25 protein-coding genes and 1 tRNA gene are annotated in these 19518 nt (G+C 69.4%); 15 read left to right on the plus strand and 11 right to left on the minus strand.

Annotation, left to right across the window (positions count from 1 at the left end; all coding sequences use genetic code 11):
- The first annotated feature begins 51 nt into the window (after positions 1-51).
- Positions 52-339, plus strand: a complete 288-nt coding sequence (locus ACU6RU_RS09265) for a WXG100 family type VII secretion target (RefSeq protein ID WP_446726382.1) — start codon at positions 52-54, stop codon at positions 337-339.
- 60 nt (positions 340-399) lie between these two features.
- Here ACU6RU_RS09265 and groL read toward each other — a convergent pair whose 3' ends face one another.
- From groL to ACU6RU_RS09290, 5 genes are all read right to left on the minus strand, one after another.
- Positions 400-2019: a chaperonin GroEL gene (gene groL, locus ACU6RU_RS09270; protein ID WP_120265029.1), complete on the minus strand. Its 1620-nt coding sequence runs from the start codon at positions 2017-2019 to the stop codon at positions 400-402.
- Between the two features lie 173 nt (positions 2020-2192).
- Positions 2193-2396: a cold-shock protein gene (locus tag ACU6RU_RS09275; RefSeq protein ID WP_023954799.1), complete on the minus strand. Its 204-nt coding sequence runs from the start codon at positions 2394-2396 to the stop codon at positions 2193-2195.
- A gap of 121 nt (positions 2397-2517) precedes the next feature.
- Positions 2518-3102 carry a LytR C-terminal domain-containing protein gene (locus tag ACU6RU_RS09280; RefSeq protein WP_120265028.1) on the minus strand — a complete coding sequence of 195 codons (585 nt, stop codon included), beginning with the start codon at positions 3100-3102 and terminating at the stop codon, positions 2518-2520.
- A 29-nt stretch (positions 3103-3131) separates the two neighbouring features.
- A complete protein-coding gene (locus tag ACU6RU_RS09285) occupies positions 3132-3374 on the minus strand; it encodes a DUF3263 domain-containing protein (protein ID WP_120265027.1) in 243 nt (80 codons plus the stop codon).
- 9 nt (positions 3375-3383) lie between these two features.
- Positions 3384-4379: a DUF2332 domain-containing protein gene (locus tag ACU6RU_RS09290; protein WP_120265026.1), complete on the minus strand. Its 996-nt coding sequence runs from the start codon at positions 4377-4379 to the stop codon at positions 3384-3386.
- Between the two features lie 66 nt (positions 4380-4445).
- Between ACU6RU_RS09290 and msrB the strand changes: the two genes are divergently transcribed.
- Positions 4446-4853 (plus strand): peptide-methionine (R)-S-oxide reductase MsrB, encoded by a 408-nt coding sequence (gene msrB / locus ACU6RU_RS09295; RefSeq protein ID WP_120265025.1) that lies wholly within the window; start codon positions 4446-4448, stop codon positions 4851-4853.
- Positions 4850-5386, plus strand: coding sequence for a nitroreductase family protein (locus tag ACU6RU_RS09300; RefSeq protein WP_120265024.1), 537 nt, complete (start codon positions 4850-4852; stop codon positions 5384-5386). Before msrB ends, ACU6RU_RS09300 begins: the two co-directional genes overlap by 4 nt.
- A 24-nt stretch (positions 5387-5410) precedes the next feature.
- On the opposite strand, the gene ACU6RU_RS09305 is transcribed toward ACU6RU_RS09300, so the two are convergent.
- The gene (locus tag ACU6RU_RS09305) at positions 5411-5680 is read right to left on the minus strand and encodes a helix-turn-helix domain-containing protein (RefSeq protein WP_120265023.1); all 270 of its coding nucleotides are present in this window, start codon (positions 5678-5680) and stop codon (positions 5411-5413) included.
- Positions 5681-5736: 56 nt separating this feature from the next.
- On the opposite strand from ACU6RU_RS09305, the gene ACU6RU_RS09310 reads away from it, so the two are divergent.
- The 6 genes from ACU6RU_RS09310 to ACU6RU_RS09335 are packed head-to-tail and all read left to right on the plus strand — an operon-like array spanning position 5737 to position 11701.
- Complete coding sequence (locus ACU6RU_RS09310; RefSeq protein ID WP_183045419.1) at positions 5737-6075, plus strand: helix-turn-helix domain-containing protein; 339 nt, start codon at positions 5737-5739, stop codon at positions 6073-6075.
- Positions 6076-6124: 49 nt separating this feature from the next.
- A complete protein-coding gene (locus ACU6RU_RS09315) occupies positions 6125-6490 on the plus strand; it encodes a helix-turn-helix domain-containing protein (protein WP_289329816.1) in 366 nt (121 codons plus the stop codon).
- Positions 6459-6908: an ImmA/IrrE family metallo-endopeptidase gene (locus tag ACU6RU_RS09320; RefSeq protein ID WP_446726383.1), complete on the plus strand. Its 450-nt coding sequence runs from the start codon at positions 6459-6461 to the stop codon at positions 6906-6908. Before ACU6RU_RS09315 ends, ACU6RU_RS09320 begins: the two co-directional genes overlap by 32 nt.
- 52 nt (positions 6909-6960) lie before the next feature.
- Complete coding sequence (locus ACU6RU_RS09325) at positions 6961-8055, plus strand: 3-oxoacyl-ACP synthase III (protein WP_120265020.1); 1095 nt, start codon at positions 6961-6963, stop codon at positions 8053-8055.
- A complete protein-coding gene (locus ACU6RU_RS09330; RefSeq protein ID WP_446726384.1) occupies positions 8049-10730 on the plus strand; it encodes an alpha/beta fold hydrolase in 2682 nt (893 codons plus the stop codon). The genes ACU6RU_RS09325 and ACU6RU_RS09330 overlap by 7 nt, the downstream gene beginning before the upstream one ends.
- Positions 10727-11701, plus strand: coding sequence for an NAD-dependent epimerase/dehydratase family protein (locus tag ACU6RU_RS09335; RefSeq protein WP_120265018.1), 975 nt, complete (start codon positions 10727-10729; stop codon positions 11699-11701). Before ACU6RU_RS09330 ends, ACU6RU_RS09335 begins: the two co-directional genes overlap by 4 nt.
- 7 nt (positions 11702-11708) lie before the next feature.
- Here the strand turns inward: ACU6RU_RS09335 and ACU6RU_RS09340 are convergent, their stop codons facing one another.
- A complete protein-coding gene (locus tag ACU6RU_RS09340) occupies positions 11709-12662 on the minus strand; it encodes a DMT family transporter (RefSeq protein ID WP_446726385.1) in 954 nt (317 codons plus the stop codon).
- A gap of 119 nt (positions 12663-12781) precedes the next feature.
- On the opposite strand from ACU6RU_RS09340, the gene ACU6RU_RS09345 reads away from it, so the two are divergent.
- The 3 genes from ACU6RU_RS09345 (at position 12782) to ACU6RU_RS09355 (ending at position 13890) form a co-directional block, all read left to right on the plus strand.
- Positions 12782-13147, plus strand: coding sequence for a DUF7882 family protein (locus ACU6RU_RS09345; RefSeq protein WP_446726386.1), 366 nt, complete (start codon positions 12782-12784; stop codon positions 13145-13147).
- A 22-nt stretch (positions 13148-13169) separates the two neighbouring features.
- Positions 13170-13445 (plus strand): hypothetical protein, encoded by a 276-nt coding sequence (locus tag ACU6RU_RS09350; protein WP_289329821.1) that lies wholly within the window; start codon positions 13170-13172, stop codon positions 13443-13445.
- A gap of 85 nt (positions 13446-13530) precedes the next feature.
- Entirely contained in the window at positions 13531-13890 is a 360-nt protein-coding gene (locus ACU6RU_RS09355) for a hypothetical protein (RefSeq protein WP_147374439.1), read from the plus strand.
- A 96-nt stretch (positions 13891-13986) separates the two neighbouring features.
- On the opposite strand, the gene ACU6RU_RS09360 is transcribed toward ACU6RU_RS09355, so the two are convergent.
- A complete protein-coding gene (locus ACU6RU_RS09360; protein WP_446726387.1) occupies positions 13987-14316 on the minus strand; it encodes a DUF7882 family protein in 330 nt (109 codons plus the stop codon).
- Between the two features lie 201 nt (positions 14317-14517).
- On the opposite strand from ACU6RU_RS09360, the gene ACU6RU_RS09365 reads away from it, so the two are divergent.
- Positions 14518-14865, plus strand: coding sequence for a hypothetical protein (locus ACU6RU_RS09365; RefSeq protein ID WP_289329825.1), 348 nt, complete (start codon positions 14518-14520; stop codon positions 14863-14865).
- Positions 14866-14996: 131 nt separating this feature from the next.
- Here ACU6RU_RS09365 and ACU6RU_RS09370 read toward each other — a convergent pair.
- Positions 14997-15069: transfer RNA gene (locus ACU6RU_RS09370), tRNA-Thr, on the minus strand.
- Between the two features lie 65 nt (positions 15070-15134).
- Positions 15135-16115: a DsbA family protein gene (locus ACU6RU_RS09375; RefSeq protein ID WP_446726388.1), complete on the minus strand. Its 981-nt coding sequence runs from the start codon at positions 16113-16115 to the stop codon at positions 15135-15137.
- Positions 16116-16361: 246 nt separating this feature from the next.
- Here ACU6RU_RS09375 and ACU6RU_RS09380 point away from each other — a divergent pair, with 246 nt between their 5' ends.
- Positions 16362-17465 (plus strand): ABC transporter ATP-binding protein, encoded by a 1104-nt coding sequence (locus tag ACU6RU_RS09380; RefSeq protein ID WP_446726389.1) that lies wholly within the window; start codon positions 16362-16364, stop codon positions 17463-17465.
- Between the two features lie 85 nt (positions 17466-17550).
- On the plus strand, positions 17551-18858 hold the full coding sequence (locus ACU6RU_RS09385; RefSeq protein WP_446726390.1) for a DUF4032 domain-containing protein: 1308 nt from the start codon (positions 17551-17553) through the stop codon (positions 18856-18858).
- A gap of 6 nt (positions 18859-18864) precedes the next feature.
- Here the strand turns inward: ACU6RU_RS09385 and ACU6RU_RS09390 are convergent, their stop codons facing one another.
- Positions 18865-19503, minus strand: coding sequence for an NAD(P)-dependent oxidoreductase (locus ACU6RU_RS09390; protein ID WP_289329827.1), 639 nt, complete (start codon positions 19501-19503; stop codon positions 18865-18867).
- Positions 19504-19518: the final 15 nt, after the last annotated feature.

A 19518-nucleotide genomic window follows, 5' to 3' on the forward strand; every position in this document is an offset into this window, starting at 1 on the left:
GCACCCACGACATAGCGTTTCGGCAACCCACCGCACGACGCAAGGAGCGACATGGCCATCTTCTCGATCGACAGCGACGCCGTGGCGAGCGCGACCGCCGCCATCCGGGCCACCTCGGCACGCCTCGAGACCGATACGGGGGCCATGATGGCCCAGCTGACGCAGTTGCAGGGCTCGTGGACCGGGGGCGCCGCCCTCGCCTTCCACGCGGTCGCCGAACGCTGGCGCGCTGCACAGCGCGAGGTCGAAGCGGCACTGGGCGACATCGGGTCGGCGTTGGACGCGGCGGGCCAGCAGTACCTGCAGGCCGAGGCCGCGGCAGCAGGCATGTTCCGCTGACGCCACCTCCAAACGCAGAACGGCCCCTCCCGAAGGAGGGGCCGTTCTGTATGCGATGGATCAGAAGTCCATGCCACCCGTGGGGTCGCCCGCGGGAGCCGGGGTCTTCTCCGGCTTGTCGGCCACGACCGCCTCGGTCGTGAGGAACAGGCCCGCGATCGACGCCGCGTTCTGCAGCGCGGAGCGCGTCACCTTGGCGGGGTCGATGATGCCCTGCTCGAACAGGTTGCCGTACTCGCCGGTCGCGGCGTTGAGGCCGTGACCGATCTCGAGCTCGGCGACCTTGTTGGCGACGACGCCCGGCTCGAGGCCGGCGTTGAGGGCGATCTGCTTGAGCGGGGCCTCGATGGCGACGCGAACGATGTTGGCACCGGTCGCCTCGTCACCCGTGAGCTCGAGCCCGGCGAACGCGTTCTTGCCGGCCTGGATGAGCGCGACGCCACCACCGGCGACGACACCCTCTTCGACAGCCGCCTTGGCGTTGCGGACGGCGTCCTCGATGCGGTGCTTGCGCTCCTTGAGCTCGACCTCGGTCGCAGCTCCGGCCTTGATGACGGCGACGCCACCGGCGAGCTTCGCGAGGCGCTCCTGGAGCTTCTCGCGGTCGTAGTCGCTGTCGGTGTTGTCGATCTCGCGGCGGATCTGGGTCACGCGGCCCTCGAGCTGAGCCGAGTCACCGGCACCCTCGACGATCGTGGTCTCGTCCTTGGTGATGATGACCTTGCGAGCGCGGCCGAGCAGGTCGACGGTCGCGTTCTCGAGCTTGAGGCCCACCTCTTCGGTGATGACCTGGCCGCCCGTGAGGATCGCGATGTCCTGCAGCTGCGCCTTGCGGCGGTCGCCGAAGCCGGGAGCCTTGACGGCAGCCGACTTGAAGATGCCGCGGATCTTGTTCAGCACCAGCGTCGCGAGAGCTTCGCCCTCGACGTCCTCGGCGATGATGAGGAGCTCCTTGCCCTCCTGGATCACCTTGTCGACGATGGGCAGAAGGTCCTTGATGTTCGAGATCTTCTGGTTCGCGATGAGGATGTACGGGTCCTCGAAGACAGCCTCCTGGCGCTCCGGGTCCGTGACGAAGTACGGGTTGATGTAGCCCTTGTCGAAGCGCATACCCTCGGTGAGCTCGAGCTCGGTGCCGAAGGTGTTCGACTCCTCGACGGTGACGACGCCTTCCTTGCCGACCTTGTCGATCGCCTCGGCGATCAGCGCGCCGATCGAGGGGTCAGCGGCCGAGATCGAAGCGGTGGCAGCGATCTGCTCCTTCGACTCGACCTCCTTGGCGTCAGCGAGGAGCTGGTCGGTGATGGCCTTGACGGCCTTCTCGATGCCCTTCTTGAGCGAGATGGGGTCGGCGCCGGCTGCGACGTTGCGCAGACCTTCGCGCACGAGCGCCTGAGCGAGAACCGTCGCGGTGGTCGTTCCGTCACCGGCGACGTCGTCGGTCTTCTTGGCGACCTCCTTGACGAGCTCCGCACCGATCTTCTCGAACGGGTCGTCGAGCTCGATCTCCTTGGCGATCGAGACGCCATCGTTCGTGATGGTGGGGGCACCCCACTTCTTTTCGAGCACGACGTTGCGACCGCGCGGGCCGAGCGTCACCTTGACGGCGTCGGCCAGCGTGTTCAGGCCGCGCTCGAGGCCTCGGCGGGCCTCCTCGTCGAAAGCGATGATCTTTGCCATGTGTGTGTCGTCCCTCCCGGACGGTGGAGAACAGTCTTTAGCACTCGATGAAGGTGAGTGCTAAAGCCATTCTGGCACTCGCCCATGGGGAGTGCAAGCCGCGTCGTCGGCGACCGGCCGGGAAACGACAGAGCGCGCCGCGACGGCGGCGCGCTCTGTGCGAGAGGCGGGTTTCAGGCGACGACACGCACCGATTCCGCTTGCGGGCCCTTCTGCCCCGTCCCCACGGTGAACTCGACCGCCTGCCCCTCCTCGAGCACACGGAAGCCGCTCATCTCGATGTTGGAGTAGTGGACGAAGACATCCTGTCCCTCGTTCACGGTGATGAAGCCGAAACCCTTCTCGGCGTTGAACCACTTGACGGTGCCCTGTGTCATGCGAATCTCCTGATGCTGTGCGACAGCGTCATCGTAAGCAGGGCGTTCCGCCGGATCAGGCGGTTCCGGTCACTGTTGACACGGCCGCATCGAGAATTTCACGAGCGTGAAACACGCCCGCTCATTCGCCGTCCGATGTCCCGCTCGCGCGGTCCTGTCCGACGACGACGGTGAGTTGCTTGCTCGGCGCCCCGTCGGCGCTGTCGGGGCCGGCATACGCCTCGCTCATCTCCACGTCCGCGCCGCCGATGACCTGCGCGAGGCCTCGCGCGGCGCCTTCGTCCGCCGCGGTCACGTAGAAGATCGTGGTGGTCGCGAAGTCATGAGTGCTCGCTTCGCCCGCGTCGACGACATCCGAGCTCCATCCCGCGCCCACGACGGTGTCGCGCAACGAGCTCGCCAGCCCCCGCTCCGACGTGGCGTTGAGGATCAGCACCGGATACGAGGTGTCGACCACAGGGTCGGCCTCGACCGGAGCCTCGACCACGGCCGTCGCGGTCGGCTCCGCCGGGAAGAGTGCGATGCGTCCGGTGACGATCATGGTGCCGACGACACCCGCCGCGACCAGGACGAGGATCGCCACCGCTGCCCACACCAGGAGGACGCCGGCGCGCAGCCGGGGATTCTCCGCCCGGTGGGCGCCGACTCGGGTGGTGTCGGCGGGGAGCTCGTCGAAGCGGTCTTTCGGGTATGTCGTTGTCGGCACGGAGGAATGCTATCTGCCGAAGCTCCGCGTCACATGGCCGCGCGGTCGGCGCGTGAGCGCTCGGCCGCCGCCCGCATACGCCGCAGCCGGTGCACGAGCAACGGGTCGTGCGAGACCGCGTCGGGCGAGTCGATGACGCGCCCGAGCAGCTGGTAGTAGCGTGCGGGACTCAGCGAGAGCTCCTCGCGCACGGCCTCTTCCTTCTCCCCGCTGTGGGCTCCCCAACGTGCCTCGAAGTCGAGGAGCGAACGGTCGCGATCAGACAGGGCCACGTGTCAACGCTACGACGACGGACGCCCGGAGCCCGGACGCCACTCCCACCACCGACCGAGCGGGTCGGCCGCGGCGTCGATCTCGCCGTCGAGGGCGACGGCGAAGCCGCCCGGCCAACCGGTCGGCACGGCCGCGGACCACCCCTCGTGGGTGGCCGGGTCGTCGATCGTGAGCCACCGGCCGAGCCCACGCGCGCGCTCGATCACCGGGGCGCGGCGCTCGCGCGGGATGTGCACGAGCACGCCGGGTGTCGTGACCACCAACGTCGCCTCGGCCGGCGCGAGGGCCGCGACCTCCGGGAGCAGATCGAGGGCGTCCCCCGCGAACATCAGCGGCGGTTCGGATGCCGCGACCGCGGCCGCGGCCCGGATGCGTTCGGCACGACCGTCCTCCCCGGGCCAGACCAGACGCGCGAGCCAGTCGACGTCGCTGCGGTCGCGCACGTCGAGCGGCGCGAGATCGATGCCGGCACGCCAGACGATCTCGGGATGCCGCACCTGCGGCATCCGCTCCCCCACGACCTCGGTGACGAGCTCCACCTCCGAGGTTCCCGCCGCCGGATCGAGCCGCACCTCGCCGTCGGCACCGACGTAGCGGTACGAGTAGCGGTCGGGATACAGGCACAGCCCCGCGCTCGCCCCCACCTCCAGCAGCGCGATCGGACCTTCGATACGCGACAGCGTCGGAAGAAGCACCGCGCACCGCAAGGGCTCGTTCGTCTGCACCGAGCGGGCAAGGCTCTCGGCGACGACAGCGTCAGCGTTCTCGAGCACCCACGCCGCCCACGACTCGGCGGCCACATCACCCGAGCCGAGCAGCCGGCACACCGCGAACACGAGCGGCGGCTGACGACGGTTCGCCGGCAGCCGGGAGAGGACCTCCTGGAGAGCCGTGTCGTCGACGACACGCCGCGCCCAGGCGGCGTACAGGTCGGAGCGCCCGGGGGCCTCGTCTCGGGCGAAACGCCGGTATCGCTCGATCACGGCGGCTAACTCGTCGGACATGAGGACATTCTCCGGGAACATCGACCCGCAACGTCGAGTTGAATAGGACGAGGCGAAGGAGCAGACATGACGTATTCCGTGAACAAGACCGACGAGCAGTGGCGCGAGGAGCTCAGCCCCGAGCAGTACGCGGTGCTGCGCCAGGCGGGCACCGAGCGCGCCTGGACAGGTGAGCTGCTCGACGAGAGCCGCGCGGGCTTGTACACCTGCGCCGCCTGCGGCGCCGAGCTGTTCCAGAGCGGAACCAAGTTCGACTCGCACTGCGGCTGGCCGAGCTTCTACGAGTCGGTGCGCCCCGAGGCGGTCGAGCTCATCGAAGACCGCTCGCACGGGATGGTGCGCACGGAGGTGCGCTGCGCCAATTGCGGTTCGCACCTGGGCCACGTCTTCCCCGACGGCTTCGGCACCCCTACCGGCGACCGCTACTGCATGAACTCGCTGTCGCTGTCGTTCACGCCCGAGCAGGAGAAGTGACCGGAGCCTTCGAGGCCGCCGGCGCGCGCCGGTCGTGGTCGAAGGTCACCGACGAGGCGCCCAGCCATGACGAGCTCGTGCGGCTGGTGTCAGCCGCGGGGCGCGTCGCCGATCATTCGTCGTTGCGCCCGTGGCGGCTCATCGAGATCCGTGGCGACGGTCGCACCCGGCTGGGCCGCGCGTTGAACAAGGCCGAGGGCAAGCGGGGGGTCTCGACGAAACCGATGCGAGCGCCCCTCCTCATCGCCGTCGTGGCGAGCTACAGCAAGAAGAGCAAGGTGCCGCGCTGGGAGCAGGAGGCCGTGGCATCCGGTGTCGCACACCTCCTGAGCCTGCTGCTCGACGAGGCCGGCTGGGGCGTCTTCTGGCGCACAGGAGGTGCCACACGATCGAAGGCCGTCGCGAAAGCCCACAAGCTCGGCAAACGCGAAGAACTGCTCGGGTGGCTCTACGTGGGCGGCAAGCCCGCCGATCGCGACTCGGGCCGCCGCAAGACGATCGACGGCGAGGCCTTCCTCAGCCCGATGCCCTGATCGGCTCGGGTCCGAGACTGGGCTTCAGGTCGGCGGCTGAGCGCGGGATCCCACCCGGCGGGTCGTCAGGCGGCTGTCGTCGAGCAGGTCCGTCATATCGACCTCGAGTGCCGCCGAGATCCGCGCCAGCTCTTCGATCGACATCGCCGACGGGCGCCGCACGTGCAAGCGACGAGCGAGCGTGCGCATCGGAATGCCGCTCGCCTCGGCAAGCCATTCCTGTGTCAACCGCTCGTCCGCGAGGACCGCGCGGATGGAGCGGGCCACGCGGGTACTTAGCAAGCCGTCTGCCATATGGCAACACTATTGACACTCTTGCTACATGGCAATTGTTCCGCCAAACTTGGCACGTGCCCACAGGAAAGAGACCGGAACCCGGCCCACTCAGTCGTCATGTCGCCGAGGTGCTCGCCAGCGAGATCGCGCGGCGCGGACTGCGTCAGACCGACATCGCAGCGCAGGCGGGCATGTCGGTCTCACAGTTGTCGCGCGTCCTCGGCGCCAAGAAGGTCTTCACGATCGACCAGCTCGACGCGGTGTGCCGTGCCGTCGGCATCCGCATCGCAGACGTCGTGGTGATCCCCGGCCAGCGGCGGAGCCGCGGCCCCGGCCCCATCGACATCTCGCGCAATGACGTGGGTGTTGCGAGCCGACCCCGTCGCGCGGTGGCCGAGTCGCCATCCGCCTGATCTGGGGACGGGGCGGCGGAACGGCGGCAACTCGGCCAAACTTGGGCACGTGCCCACAGGAAGAACACCGGAACCCGGCCCACTCAGCCTTCACGTCGCGAATGTGCTCGCCGGCGAGATCGCGCGGCGCGGGCTGCGTCAGACCGACATCGCCCTACAAGCGGGCATGTCGGCCTCGCAGCTGTCGCGTGTCCTCGCGGCGAAGAAGGTCTTCACGATCGACCAGCTCGACGCCGTTTGCCGCGCCGTCGGCATCCCTCTCCTCGATGTCGTCGTCATGCCGGGCCAGCGGTCCCGCCGCCCCCGCGACCGGTCCCACATCCCTCGCATCGATGTCGGACCCTCACGCGATACTGAGCGGGCGGTGGCCAAAGCGCCACCGCATGACCGCGGAGGGGATCACGGTGACGGATGACGAGCTTCTCGACACACTCGATGTTCTCGGCGTCAGCCTGAGCATCACCGATCTGCCACCCGACCGCGACGGCGAGTACGAGCACGGGCTCCGCATCGTCCGGCTCCGTCCGGGGATGGCCCGCCGCCTCCACCGGTCGGTGCTGGCGCACGAGTGCGCCCACGCCGTCTACGGTGACGTACCACTCCGCGATCCGCACCACGCCGAACGGCAAGAGGTGAGAGCCGACGAATGGGCGGCACGGATGCTGGTGCCGGTCGACGACTATGCGCGCGCCGAGAGCATCCACGACGGTCACGTGGATGCGATGGCCCTCGAACTGGATGTCACCGTCGACCTGATCCGGGCCTTCCAACGCACGCTCCAGCATCCTCGCGTCCTTCGCATGCCGGACATCCCGACGGGGGCGTCGCGGTAGCACAGCGTTCCGCATGCAGCCGACCGCATGAGTCGAGACGTAAAATCGACGGATGCCCGGATGCGCCTCGAGCGCGGGTCGGAGGCAGAAGCCGCTGGCCACCGGAGACACCGCGGGAGTCGCATTGCACGGAAACGCCACCACTCGTTACGACGACGTCGCCCTCCTCTCGGTCGCGAGTGTCCTCCCCTCTCGCGTCACCTCATCCGACGCGATCGAGGAACGATTGTCGGGCGTGCTGCGTGAGCTCAAGCTCAAGCCCGGCCTGCTGCGCCGCGTCGCGGGAGTGAACGAGCGACGAAACTGGGCGGCGGGCGAGTCGTCGGACGACGCGACGATCCGGGCAGGGCGCCGGGCACTCGACGAGGCCGGCGTGCGCCCCGACCAGATCGGCCTGCTCATCAACACCTCGGTGTCGCGCAAGCACCTCGAGCCCTCCGTCGCCGTTCGCCTGCATCACGGGCTCGGGCTGCCGACCTCGGCCATCAACTTCGACGTCGCCAACGCCTGCCTCGGTTTCATCAACGGCATGAGCCTCGCCTCGGGCATGATCCAGTCGGGCCAGATCGACTACGCCATCATCGTCAACGGCGAGGATGCCGATGAGATCCAGGTGAATACCGTCGAGCGCCTCAACCGCGGCGGTCTCGACCGCGAAGGCTTCATGAGCGAGTTCGCCTCGCTGACGCTCGGTTCCGGCGCCGCTGCCGCGGTGCTGGGGCGCGCGAGCGCGAATCCCGGCGGCCATCGCATCGTCGGCGGCGTGACGCGCGCCGCGACGCAGTTCCACGAGCTGTGCGTCGGGAGCGTCGACGGGATGTTCACCGATGCCAAGGCCCTCCTCAAGGGCGGACTGGCCCTCGTGGTCGACGCGTGGAAGGAAGCACAGTCGACCTTCTCATGGTCGACGGTCGACCGCTACGTCACGCACCAGGTCTCGTCGGTGCACACCAACGCGATCGTGAAGGCCGTCGGCCTCGATCGCCGTCGCGTGCCGGTGACCTACCCCCATCTGGGCAACGTGGGGCCGGCCTCGATCCCCATCACACTCGACGCGGAGAAGGCGACGTTGCAGCACGGCGACCGGGTGCTGCTCATGGGTGTCGGCTCGGGTCTGAACACGAGCATGCTGGAGCTCGCGTGGTGACCCCCACCGTGCCGCGCGGACTCCCCGGAATCGAGAGCGGCGTGTCGACGACGCGCGTCGTCGCCGGTGTCGGAGCCGACGCCGGCGCGCAGCGCCGGTGGCACCTGCTCGACACCGCGTCGGTTCTCGAGCGCGAGGGCATCTCTCCCGTCGGGACGATCGTCGCGGTGCACGGCAATCCGACCTGGTCGTACCTGTGGCGCGCCCTCGTCGCGACCTCGTTGGAGCGCGCGCGTGCCGGGGGTCCGGCGTGGCGCGTCGTCGCGGTCGATCAGCTCGAGATGGGCTACTCCGAGCGCACGACGCTGACGCGAGGACTGCCGCAGCGCATCGACGACCTCGGCGCGCTCATCGACGACCTGGACATCGCCGGCACGCTCGTCACCCTCGGCCACGACTGGGGCGGGCCGATCTCGTTGGGGTGGGCCGTTCGTCACCGCGACCGTGTCGACGCCGTCGCCGTGCTCAACACCGCCGTCCATCACCCCGCGGGGATGCCGCTTCCTTCCGCTCTGCGAGTCGCAGGCGCCCGGTCGCTGCTGGCCACGACCACGGTCAAGACGACCGCGTTCCTCGACACGACCCTGGCGTTGGCCGATCCGCCACTCGCTCCCGAGGTTCGAGCCGCGTATCGCGCGCCCTACGCGTCGAGCGAGCTGCGGCGCGGCATCGGTGCGTTCGTCGCAGACATCCCGGCGACCCCCGAACATCCGAGCACGCCGGCGCTCGATGAGCTGGCCGGAGGTCTGGTCGATCTGACGGTGCCCGCGCTGCTGCTGCGCGGACCGCGCGACCCGGTGTTCGGCGAGCACCATCTCGACGACCTCGCGCGCCGTCTGCCTCACGCCGATGTGCACCGTTTCGAAGGTGCCGGCCACATGCTCGCTGAGGAACGGCCGTACGCCGACATCCTGCTCGACTGGCTCGACGACGCCGGGCTCTCGTCCGCCGACGCAGGTGAAACCGAGGGCGCCGTCGACCGCGGCGCGTCTCCCGAGGTCGAGGATGCCGACGCGAGCGACGCGCAGGCGTTCGTGCCGATCTGGCAGCGGCTCGCCGACAGGCGGGACGACGACGACACCGCCGTGGTCGATCTCACGCGCCGAGTCGGCGGCGAACCGCTGGATGTCAGCTGGCGTGAGCTCGCGCAGCGTGTCGACGAGCTCGCCGCGGGGTTCGCGTCGTTCGGCATCCGACGCGGTGACCGCGTCTCGCTGCTGGTGCAGCCCGGACCGACACTGACCGCCGTGCTCTACGCGTGTCTGCGCATCGGCGCTGTCGTGGTCGTCGCAGACCGCGGACTGGGCATCCGCGGGCTCTCGCGCGCCGTCCGCGGCACCGAACCGGCGTTCGTCATCGGCGAGCGGGCCGGCCTCGCCGCGGCGCGGGCACTCGGCTGGCCGGGCCGACGCATCTCGGCTCCGAACCTGCCGGCCCCCGCGGCGCGCGCGCTCGGCGTCGAAGCCTCGCTCGCCGAGATCGCGGCGTCCGGTGCTCGCAGCGCGGTGCCGGCGCCGCCGTCCGCAGACGATGAGGCGGCGATCCTCTTCACCTCGGGTTCGACCGGACCCGCGAAGGGCGTCGTATACACGCACGCCCAGCTCGCCGCTCTCCGCGACGCCCTCGGTGCGCACTTCGATGTGACCCCCGACATCGGACTGGTGACGGGCTTCGCCCCGTTCGCCCTGCTCGGTCCCGCGCTCGGCACGCGATCGGCGACACCGCGCATGGATGTGTCCGCACCACGTACCCTCACCGCGACGGCGGTCGCCGAAGCGGTCCGCGCCTCGCGTGCCCGCATCGTGTTCCTCTCGCCGGCGGCCGTCGCCAACGTCTGCGCGACCGCCGGTGCCCTCACTGCCGACGACCGCGCGGCACTCGCACAGGTGCGGACGTTCCTGTCGACCGGGGCGCCGGTGAGCATCGACCTCCTGCGCCGGGCGCAGGAGTTGATGCCCGAGGCGGAAGCGCATACTCCTTACGGCATGACCGAGTGCCTGCTCGTCACGGACGTCACCCTCGACGAGCTCGAGCGCGCACAGCAGTCGCCCGATGCGGGGGTGTGCGTCGGTACGCCGATCGGCACGGGAACGGTACGCATCTCCGCTCTCGACGCCGACGGTCGTGCAACCGGAGACCTTTCGGACGCGCCCCACGTCACCGGCGAGATCGTGGTTTCGGCCCCGCACCTCAAGCGCGGCTATCACCGCCTGTGGGCGACCGATCGCGACGCCGTGCGCGACACCGCCTCTCACCCCGGGCGCTGGCACCGCACCGGCGACGTCGGACACCTCGACGCCGACGGCCGGTTGTGGGTCGAGGGACGACTCCCCCACGTCATCGTCACGAACGAGGGCCCAGTCACCCCCGTCGGCCCCGAGCAGCAGATCGAGAAGCTCGACGACGTCCGCCGCGCGGCGGTCGTCGGTGTCGGACCCCGAGGCCGTCAGGTATGCGTCGCGGTCGTCGAGACCACGCCGGGCGCGCGCCGGCCCGGCCTCGCGCCATCGGCACTGGCCGAACGCATTCGCGCGGCATCCGATGCTCCCGTCGCCGCCGCCCTCGTCGTCCCGGCGCTGCCCACCGACATCCGGCACAACTCGAAGATCGACCGATCGCGTCTGGCGGCCTGGGCCGAGCGGGTGCTCGCCGGCGAGAAGCCGAGCGCACCGTGATCGTCCTGGCCACCGGGGCATCCGGATTCCTCGGCCGCGCGGTCGTGGCCGATCTCATCGCCGCCGGGCATGACGTGCGCACGCTGCAGCGCCGACCCTCGGGCATTGCGGGAGCACGCGACATCCGCGGCTCGGTCACCGACGCGGCGACCGTGACGGAGGCCGTCGCCGGTGTGGAAGCCGTCGTCCACCTCGCCGCGAAGGTGTCGCTCGCCGGCGACCGACGCGAGTTCTACAACGTCAACGTCGGCGGCACGACGACCCTGCTCGATGCCGCCGCGGCAGCCGGGGTGTCGCGCTTCGTCCAGGTCTCATCCCCCTCGGTCGCCCACGCCGGCTCCGCCCTGGCCGGCGCCGCAGCCGATCCGGCCGATCCGGTCCGGGCGCGCGGCGAGTACGCCCGCACGAAGGCCGAGGCCGAACTGATCGCCCTCGGCCGAGACACCGAGGCGATGCGCGTCGTCGCCGTTCGGCCGCACTTGGTGTGGGGTCCGGGCGACCCGCAGCTCATCGAGCGCATCGTGGCTCGCGCCCGACGGCGCACACTGCCCCTCCTCAACGGCGGCACCGCCCTGATCGACACCACCTACGTCGACAACGCCGCGTCGGGCATCGTCGCGGCGTTGCACCGAGCGGATGCCGTCGGCGGCCGCGCCTACGTCCTCACGAACGGCGAACCGCGACCCGTCGGCGACCTCATGGCGGGCATCTGCCTGGCTGCGGGCGCCCCCGAGCCGAAGCTGCGCCTGCCGGCCGCCGTGGCCCGTGCCGCCGGAGCCGCCGTCGAGAAAGTGTGGGACGTCCGTCCCGGCGCCGACGAGCCGCCGATGACCCGGTTCCTCGCCGAACAGCTCTCGACCGCGCACTGGTTCGATCAGACCGAGATCCGTCGTGATCTGCAGTGGGCGCCGACCGTCTCGATCGACGAGGGACTGTCACGGCTCGCGGAGCACTACGCCGCGCGTCGCTGAATTCCGCTCAGCGCACGCGTCGCCGCCACGGCACGACCGCGATGACGACACCGACGAATGCGACGGCAGCAGCGGTCGTCGCGGCCAGCAGCGAAGGCCCCGACGGCGGCGGTGCGATCGCGTCGAGGACGATCGACGCGGCGAGCAACCCGACCACCGATCCGAGGCCGAGGAGCAGCACTCCGGTGCGCTTCACCAGAGCGGCCGAGATGACGATGTACACGACGCCCATCGCCCCGCCGAGGTACATCCAGGGCTCGGCAGGCAGCGCCGACGGCATCCCGTTGATCGTCACGCTCACCACCGCGGCGATACCGAGCGCGATGGAACCTCCCGTGAAGTTGACCACCGTCGTCGAGAGGGGGCTGCCCAGCTCCTGGCGCAGTCGGCCGTTGGTCCCCTGCTGCCAGGCGATGCCGGCTCCCGCGATGAGCGGCAGCGCCAGCATCCACCAGGCGACGGGCTCGCCACGTTGCCCCAGCGCGCAGAGCACGACGCCGACGATGGCGAGCAGTCCGCCGACCAGGCGCGGGACGGTCACGGCCACGACGCCGGCGGGGCCGTACCCGACGCGGTCGAGCACCAGCCCTCCCGCCGTCTGCCCCGCCACGAGACCGACGGTGAACAGCGCCACCCCGATCGTGGCGACCGTGAGCCCCTGGGTCGCGACCGTAACGGCCCCGGCGAGCCCGCCGAGGAGCATCCAGATCGGGATGCCGCGCCCCGCACCTGCCACGAGCCGGCGCAGACCCAGCCTGCCGCTGGGCACTGACAGGGTGATGACGAGGATCAGCACCAGTCCGGTTCCGAACGAGATGGATGCCGCGACGAAACCGTCTCCGAGCGCGGCGCCGAGCGCGCCGTTGATGCGCGCCTGCACGGCGGTGAGGACACCGATGAACACGGTCGCGGCGATCGCCACGCCGAGCGGCAGGGCCGGGGGTCGAGTCTGGTCGGTCACTCGGTCAATAGTGCATCAGGAGCGCCGCACACCACGAACCGCGGCCTCGCACTGCGTGTGCCCCCTCTTGACGTTGTCGTGGCGAACCGGGAGCGTGGATGAGGAGGACGGGGATCATCATGGGGCGATTCATCTATGGCAACGGCAACACCAAGGTCGAGATCGAGGATCGCGCGCTCGCGCACCTGCAACAGGTCATCGGATCCAAGCTGCGCCGCAACGAGTGCTTCTTCTTCACGTGGCGCGATGATGTGAGCATCGGCGACGGCCGTCGGTCGGTGTGGATCCACCAGAACGCCGACCTGGTCTTCAAGTTCCACGGCCATCGCTCACCGCAGCTGAATCGCGATTGGCTCGAAGCGCTCACCGCGGTCGCGAACTCCGGCAGCGGCCTCTACCTCACCCCCGAACCCGCGCCGCGCAGCCGCAGCAGCCAGGACCCCATGCCGCTGCCCGACCGAGCCGACGCGGTCGGTCTCGACTGACACCCGGCCTAGGCTGGTTCCCATGTACGTGGGCACCATTCGTCGGGTCGAGAACACCTCCGTCGAACTCGCGGGGCACTCGCTCGAGGAGATCCGGGATCAGGCACAGGCTGCGGCCCCCGAGGGTTTCGACCTCGTGTCGGCACCGGTGCAGATGATCAAGGGCAGCACCGAGCTCAAAGCCACCGCGACCTACCAGCGACGCGATGGCCTGCGCGACATCGAAGCAGACGACCGCGCAGCCCTGTTCGCAAAGGTGCCCGAGGGCTGGCAGCTCGTCAACATCCGCAAGCATTGACGCGACGAGAGCGCGCGCTAGCCCGCCGAACTCGACTTGGCAACCCCGTGCTCGTCGGGCGGCTGCCGTGGCATCGTGCAGGGCGATGCGTTACGTGAAGTACGGGGGCGAGACTTTCATCACCAGCGATGCTGTCGCCCGTGCCCTGCTGGCTCTGACGGCGAGCGTCGCGGCGACCTCGGGAAGCGAGGTCGTCACCATCCTCGCCATCGAGCCCGGTTCGGACGAGCCCGCGCAGGTCGACCTTGTGATCGGGAGCGGCATCCACATCCTCTCGCGGCCCGCGGCCGTCGACATCCCCGAACCCGACTTCGAGGATGCCGTCGGCTGGTTGCAGCTGCATCCCGACTTCCCCCGGCGCCAGCCGGAGTCCGACCTGGGGTCGAATGTCGAGGACCCGTCGTCGTGGAACGACGACTTCGGCGGAGCGATCGACATCATCTGAGCCCCGTTCCGGTCGGTGTGGCTACCGGGGGAACTTGTCAGCGGACGACAGATCTCCGGCACTCGGTTCTCGCGAGCGGCCGCGCGACCTGAGACATCAGTCGGCGGCAGGCTCGGGTATCAACCGCAGCCCCGACGAACTGTTCGCCGCCTCGTTGAGAAGCACCAACCACCGCCGATTGAGTGCACCAGACGGCGCCTCCGTGAAGCTGAAGTACAGCGAGGATGCGCGTGAGATCCACACACTTCCGTGGCGGCCATCTCGACCGTCGGCCGCGTCGTCGCCGTGCGTGTCGGGCTCACTACCCCACGTGAACATGAAGCTCTCGTCGCGTCGGAGCTTGGTGACGATCACCGCGCGCAGGTGCTGCAGCGCCCAGTCATCGATGTTGATGGCCGGTGCGACACCGTAGATCAGATGCCCCATGGTCCCCACCCTCTCGAGCAACGGTCCGGCCCCGACCTCGGGACCAGAGCACTCCTGACTCTGAGCGTCATGAGCGGCTGACCAAAATGTACCTCCACCGGGAGGGGTCACGTGACTGCGCCGTGCGCAGGAAGGGTGCGCGTCGGTCCCCGCTCGCACAACCCGCCTTGCGCACACTGCTCGCCCGGGGAGAATTGGCGGGTGCGTCGAATCATGTACGGAGGGGGCGTCGTCCTCACCACGGACGACGTCGCCGACGCGCTGCTCCGTCTCGGCGTCGCCCTCGCGAACCTCTCCCACACCGAGCGGGTCACCTTTCCCGTCGCTAGGGACGATCCTGCCTACGGCAGCGCCGACATACTCCTCGGCCCGGGCATCGCGATCATGTCCGAGCCCGCCCCGTGGCATGGGGACGAACCGGACTTTTCGACCGGCGCGACCCTGCTCCGGATGCATCCCCACTATCCGCACCGGGGTGCCACCGGGCGCGCGCAACCGGCGACGCCGATCGAAATGGACAATTGGGACCCGGATCTCGAGGGCTACTGACGCAGGCGACCCACGCGTCCCCCGATCGTCGTCGCCGACCAGGCCGACGGGAGCCGGTACCGTCTACGACCTCGTGGCGACCCGTGGGAAGCGCCGTCCGAATCGGCGGGTCGGCTGACCTGCGCTTTCAGAGCCGACTACGGGACTCGAACCCGTAACCCCCGTATTACAAGTACGGTGCGCTACCAATTGCGCCAAGTCGGCAAGGTGTCCAGTCTACCGACGGACAGGGGCCGCGCAGAAACTCCGACGGCCGAGGCTCGGGCGCGTCAGGACGCGGGCGCCTCGGTGGGCGTCGGGGTGGGGATGGGTGCCGACTTGTAGTACGCGTCACTCGCGGTCGTCAGGACGAACTGCGAGAACTCTGCCGGGTCGCTCAGATCGCCGATGTACTGCTTGCCGTTGACGAGCACCATCGGCGTGCCGGTGAGCGAGAGCCCGTTGGTGTCGGGGATGCCGGCCACGGCCCGCTCGGTCGCCGACTTCGCCCACGCGGCGTACGAGCCCGACTCGATGCAGTCGCGGACGACGCGGGTCGAGTCGACCCCGGAGGCCTGCGCCATGTTGGCGAGCTCGGTGTCGGAGTAGCCGTCGGTGTCGACCTCGGGCTGACGCGTGAGGAGTTCGTTGTTGAACGCGAAGAAGGCGTCGGGGGCGTTCGTCGCCACGCAGGCGGCGGCGCTGGCCGCGCGGAGCGAGTACTTCGTGCCGTTCGACTTCGCCGTCAGCATCGCCACCGGGTAGTAGCTGAGGGTGACGGCGCCGTCGTCGACCCAGGAGGTGAGCTGCTGAGCGTTGGCGACCTGCCACTCGCGCGCGCCGGCCGAGAGGTAGTCGACGTAGACGCGGATCTCCACGGGCGGGGTCGCCGTGCTCGTCGGGGCGGGAAGCCCTTCCGCGGGAGTCGCGGCCGCGGCATCCGGGGCGGCCTCTGCCGGCGCAGACGCGTCGGTCTGGGCGGCGATGTCGGTCGAGACCGAGGTGTTGACGACATCGGCGACGACGAAGCCGTCGCCCGACGCGGTCGCCGGCTCGAGCTGCGGCTTGCTGCCGGCGCTCGAGACCGTCCAGGTGACGGCGACGGCCGCTGCCGCCACGATCCCGACGGCCAGCACTCCCAGACCCGAGCGACGTGCGATGCGCGCACGCGACTGCCGGCTGTGAACCTGGAGCGCCTTCTCACGCACCGCCTCGCGGCGGTCGGTGACTGCCGGCGTTTCAGGTGCGTCAGGGGTGTCGTCAGAAGACATGGAACCTCGGGGAACAGAGAAAGGATCAGGGCCGAGTTGGCGGCGCTCGCGACGGGCTTCACGAGTGATTCGATGGTAATCAGCCAGCCTGGGAAAGCCCAGAGCACCGGCCCGATCGCGTTGTCTCCCGCGCGCTCGCGCCCGTGCCATACTGAGAGCGCGCCCGATGAGGGGCGTACGGGGGCGACCCCGTTCCATTCACAACGGATCGTCCGGCACGTACCTGCCGGTGAAGGAGAAGAAACGATGGCGACTGTCACTTTCGACAACGCAACCCGTCTGTACCCCGGTGGCACGCGCCCCGCGGTCGACAAGCTCAACCTCGAAGTGGGCGACGGCGAGTTCCTCGTCCTGGTCGGCCCCTCGGGTTGTGGAAAGTCCACCTCGCTGCGCATGCTCGCCGGCCTCGAAGAGGTCAACTCGGGCAGCATCCGCATCGGTGAGCGCGACGTCACCGACGTGCCCCCGAAGGACCGCGACATCGCGATGGTCTTCCAGAACTACGCGCTGTACCCGCACATGACGGTGGCCGAGAACATGGGCTTCGCGCTCAAGATCGCCGGTGTCGGCAAGGAAGAGCGCGCCCAGCGCGTTCTCGAGGCAGCCAAGCTCCTCGACCTCGAGGAGTACCTGACCCGCAAGCCGAAGGCCCTCTCGGGTGGTCAGCGTCAGCGTGTCGCGATGGGCCGCGCCATCGTCCGCAAGCCCCAGGTCTTCCTCATGGACGAGCCGCTGTCGAACCTCGACGCCAAGCTCCGCGTCCAGACCCGCACCCAGATCGCCTCGCTGCAGCGCAGCCTCGGCGTCACCACGGTGTACGTCACCCACGACCAGACCGAGGCCCTCACGATGGGCGACCGCATCGCGGTGCTGAAGGACGGCGTCCTGCAGCAGGTCGGCACCCCGCGTGACCTGTACGAGAAGCCGAACAACGTCTTCGTCGCCGGCTTCATCGGCTCGCCCGCCATGAACCTGTTCTCGGCGTCGCTCGCCGAGGGCGGCGTGCAGTTCGGCACCAAGGTCGCCGCGGTCGAGGCCGACACCCTCGGCAAGGCCCACGGCTCGGCCGTCACGATCGGCATCCGTCCCGAGGACATCATCGTCAACCCCGAGGACGGCCAGGGTCTGACCGTCGACGTCGACCTGGTCGAGGAGCTCGGTGCTGACGGTTACCTCTACGGCCACACGGACATCAACGGCAAGCGCACCGACATCGTCGCGCGCGTCGACGGCCGTCGTCACCCGAACGCGGGCGACCGGGTCGTGCTGGCTCCCGTCACCGGACACATCCACGTGTTCGACGGCGAGACCGGCGAGCGCCTGACCGACAAGGCCATCGCTTCGGCCTGATCCGGTATCTTCGTACGCTGCGGCGCGGGTGGCCTCTGGTCGCCCGCGCCGCAGTCTTTGCGCCTCACATCCGATCGGAGACCCCGTGACCGCTTCGCTCTCGATCACCGCCAGCAGTGTCGACCCGGGTCTGCTCGCCCTCCCCTGGTCGACGACCCTCGCCGACTGGTCGACGCCCGACATCGTCTACCTGCCCAAGGGCATCTCGCGCCACCTCGTGCGTTTCGCCAATCTCTCCGGACGGGTCGTGGCGATCAAGGAGACGACGGCGGCGATGGCTCGGCGCGAGTACGAGATGCTGGGTTCGCTGCAGCGCCTCGACGTGCCCTGCGTCGAGCGCGTTGCGGTCATCGACGGCCGCCGTGACAAGAACGGCGAGGAGTTGCCTGCGGCCCTCGTGACGGCGCACCTGAAGTTCTCGCTCCCCTACCGGGCCCTGTTCACCCAGGTGCTCCGCCCCGACACCGCGACGCGTCTCGTGGACGCCCTTGCCGTCCTCCTCGTGCGTCTGCACAACGTCGGCTTCTTCTGGGGTGACGTCTCGCTGTCGAACACGCTCTTCCGCCGCGACGCCGGCGCGTTCGCCGCCTACCTCGTCGACGCCGAGACCGGTGAGCTGCACGAACGCGGCCTCACGCGCGGTCAGCGCATGCACGACCTCGACATCGCCCGTACGAACATCGCCGGCGAGATCATGGACCTCGAGGCCGGCGGGCGCCTCGAAGGCGGCGTCGACGCGATCGCCGTGGCCGACGGCATCATGTCGTCGTACCACTCGCTGTGGGCGGCTCTCACAGACCAGGAGACGTTCTCGGCGAACGAGTCGTGGCGCATCACCGAGCGCGTTCAGAAGCTCAACTCGCTCGGCTTCGACATCGGCGAGATGTCGATCGACGCCGCAGCCGACGGCACGCGCGTGTCGATCCAGCCGAAGGTCGTCGATGCCGGCCACCACCAGCGGCGTCTGCTCCGGCTGACGGGACTGGATGTCGAAGAGAACCAGGCCCGGCGTCTGCTCAACGACCTCGACGAATTCAGTGCACGCGTGTCACGACTCGGATCGAACGAGGAGATGGTCGCGCACGAATGGCTGACCCGCGTGTTCGAGCCCGTCGTGCTCTCGGTGCCGTGGGATCTGAGGGCCAAGCTCGAGCCTGCGGAGCTGTTCCACCAGGTGCTCGAGCACCGCTGGTACCTGTCGCAGACCGAGGGCCGCTCGGTGCCGCTCGCCGAAGTGCTGTCGTCCTACGTCGAGAACGTGCTTCGTCACCGACGCGACGAAGCGACGGTGATGGGCCCGATGACCGAGACGATGTCGGTACCGACCATCACCGACGCGGTCCCGGTCGACGACGACGACGACACCGAGGTCGACTGGCGCGACCTGGTCTGACGTAGGTCAGTAACCGACGGTGAAGCGCTCGCGGACGTGCTTCGGGTTCTCGATCTCATCGACGACGGCGATGGCGAAGTCGGCGCCCGAGATGAACGAATCGCCGTTCTCGTCGGTCACGAGGACGTCGCCGCCGTCACGGTAGTGTCCGGTGCGCTCACCCGGGTTGAACGAGCCGAAACCACCCGCGGGGTGGATGAAGAACCAATCGCGGCCACTGTCGTCGGCCTGCAGGTCGTCGAGGATGCCGATGGCTTCGAGCGCCTCGTCCTTGAACTCTTCGGGGAAGCCGCTGTCGACCAGACGCGGGCCGCCCGGCGCGACCAGGCTGCCGCCCGCGCCGCCGACGACGCCGAGACGCACGTTCTCGGGCAGGCTCTCGGCCAGTAGCGCCGTGTTGGGGCGCACCTGACCCTGCATGTCACCGCGTGGTGCCACGGCCGAGACCACGACGTCGACCCCTTCCAGCTGCGAAACGAGGGCGGGCACGTCGAGCAGCGTCCCCTCCAGGTAGGTCGCACCCTCGACGCGCTCGGCGGGAACCTTGCGGGCGACGGAGACGACGGTGTGGCCGCGCGAGACGGCCTCCTCGACGATGTGGCTGCCGGCGTATCCGGTGCCTCCGATGACGGCGATGCGTGCCATGACTGTTTCCTCCAT

This window comes from Microbacterium sp. F1-18, from assembly GCF_052921305.1.

Coding starts and splice junctions, on each gene's coding strand:
- ACU6RU_RS09265 (WP_446726382.1), top strand. CDS start 52: ATGGCCATCTTCTCGATCGACAGCGACGCCGTGGCGAGCGCGACCGCC.
- groL (WP_120265029.1), bottom strand. CDS start 2,019: ATGGCAAAGATCATCGCTTTCGACGAGGAGGCCCGCCGAGGCCTCGAG.
- ACU6RU_RS09275 (WP_023954799.1), bottom strand. CDS start 2,396: ATGACACAGGGCACCGTCAAGTGGTTCAACGCCGAGAAGGGTTTCGGC.
- ACU6RU_RS09290 (WP_120265026.1), bottom strand. CDS start 4,379: ATGTCCGACGAGTTAGCCGCCGTGATCGAGCGATACCGGCGTTTCGCC.
- msrB (WP_120265025.1), top strand. CDS start 4,446: ATGACGTATTCCGTGAACAAGACCGACGAGCAGTGGCGCGAGGAGCTC.
- ACU6RU_RS09305 (WP_120265023.1), bottom strand. CDS start 5,680: ATGGCAGACGGCTTGCTAAGTACCCGCGTGGCCCGCTCCATCCGCGCG.
- ACU6RU_RS09320 (WP_446726383.1), top strand. CDS start 6,459: ATGACCGCGGAGGGGATCACGGTGACGGATGACGAGCTTCTCGACACA.
- ACU6RU_RS09325 (WP_120265020.1), top strand. CDS start 6,961: ATGCCCGGATGCGCCTCGAGCGCGGGTCGGAGGCAGAAGCCGCTGGCC.
- ACU6RU_RS09345 (WP_446726386.1), top strand. CDS start 12,782: ATGGGGCGATTCATCTATGGCAACGGCAACACCAAGGTCGAGATCGAG.
- ACU6RU_RS09350 (WP_289329821.1), top strand. CDS start 13,170: ATGTACGTGGGCACCATTCGTCGGGTCGAGAACACCTCCGTCGAACTC.
- ACU6RU_RS09355 (WP_147374439.1), top strand. CDS start 13,531: ATGCGTTACGTGAAGTACGGGGGCGAGACTTTCATCACCAGCGATGCT.
- ACU6RU_RS09360 (WP_446726387.1), bottom strand. CDS start 14,316: ATGGGGCATCTGATCTACGGTGTCGCACCGGCCATCAACATCGATGAC.
- ACU6RU_RS09375 (WP_446726388.1), bottom strand. CDS start 16,115: ATGTCTTCTGACGACACCCCTGACGCACCTGAAACGCCGGCAGTCACC.
- ACU6RU_RS09380 (WP_446726389.1), top strand. CDS start 16,362: ATGGCGACTGTCACTTTCGACAACGCAACCCGTCTGTACCCCGGTGGC.
- ACU6RU_RS09390 (WP_289329827.1), bottom strand. CDS start 19,503: ATGGCACGCATCGCCGTCATCGGAGGCACCGGATACGCCGGCAGCCAC.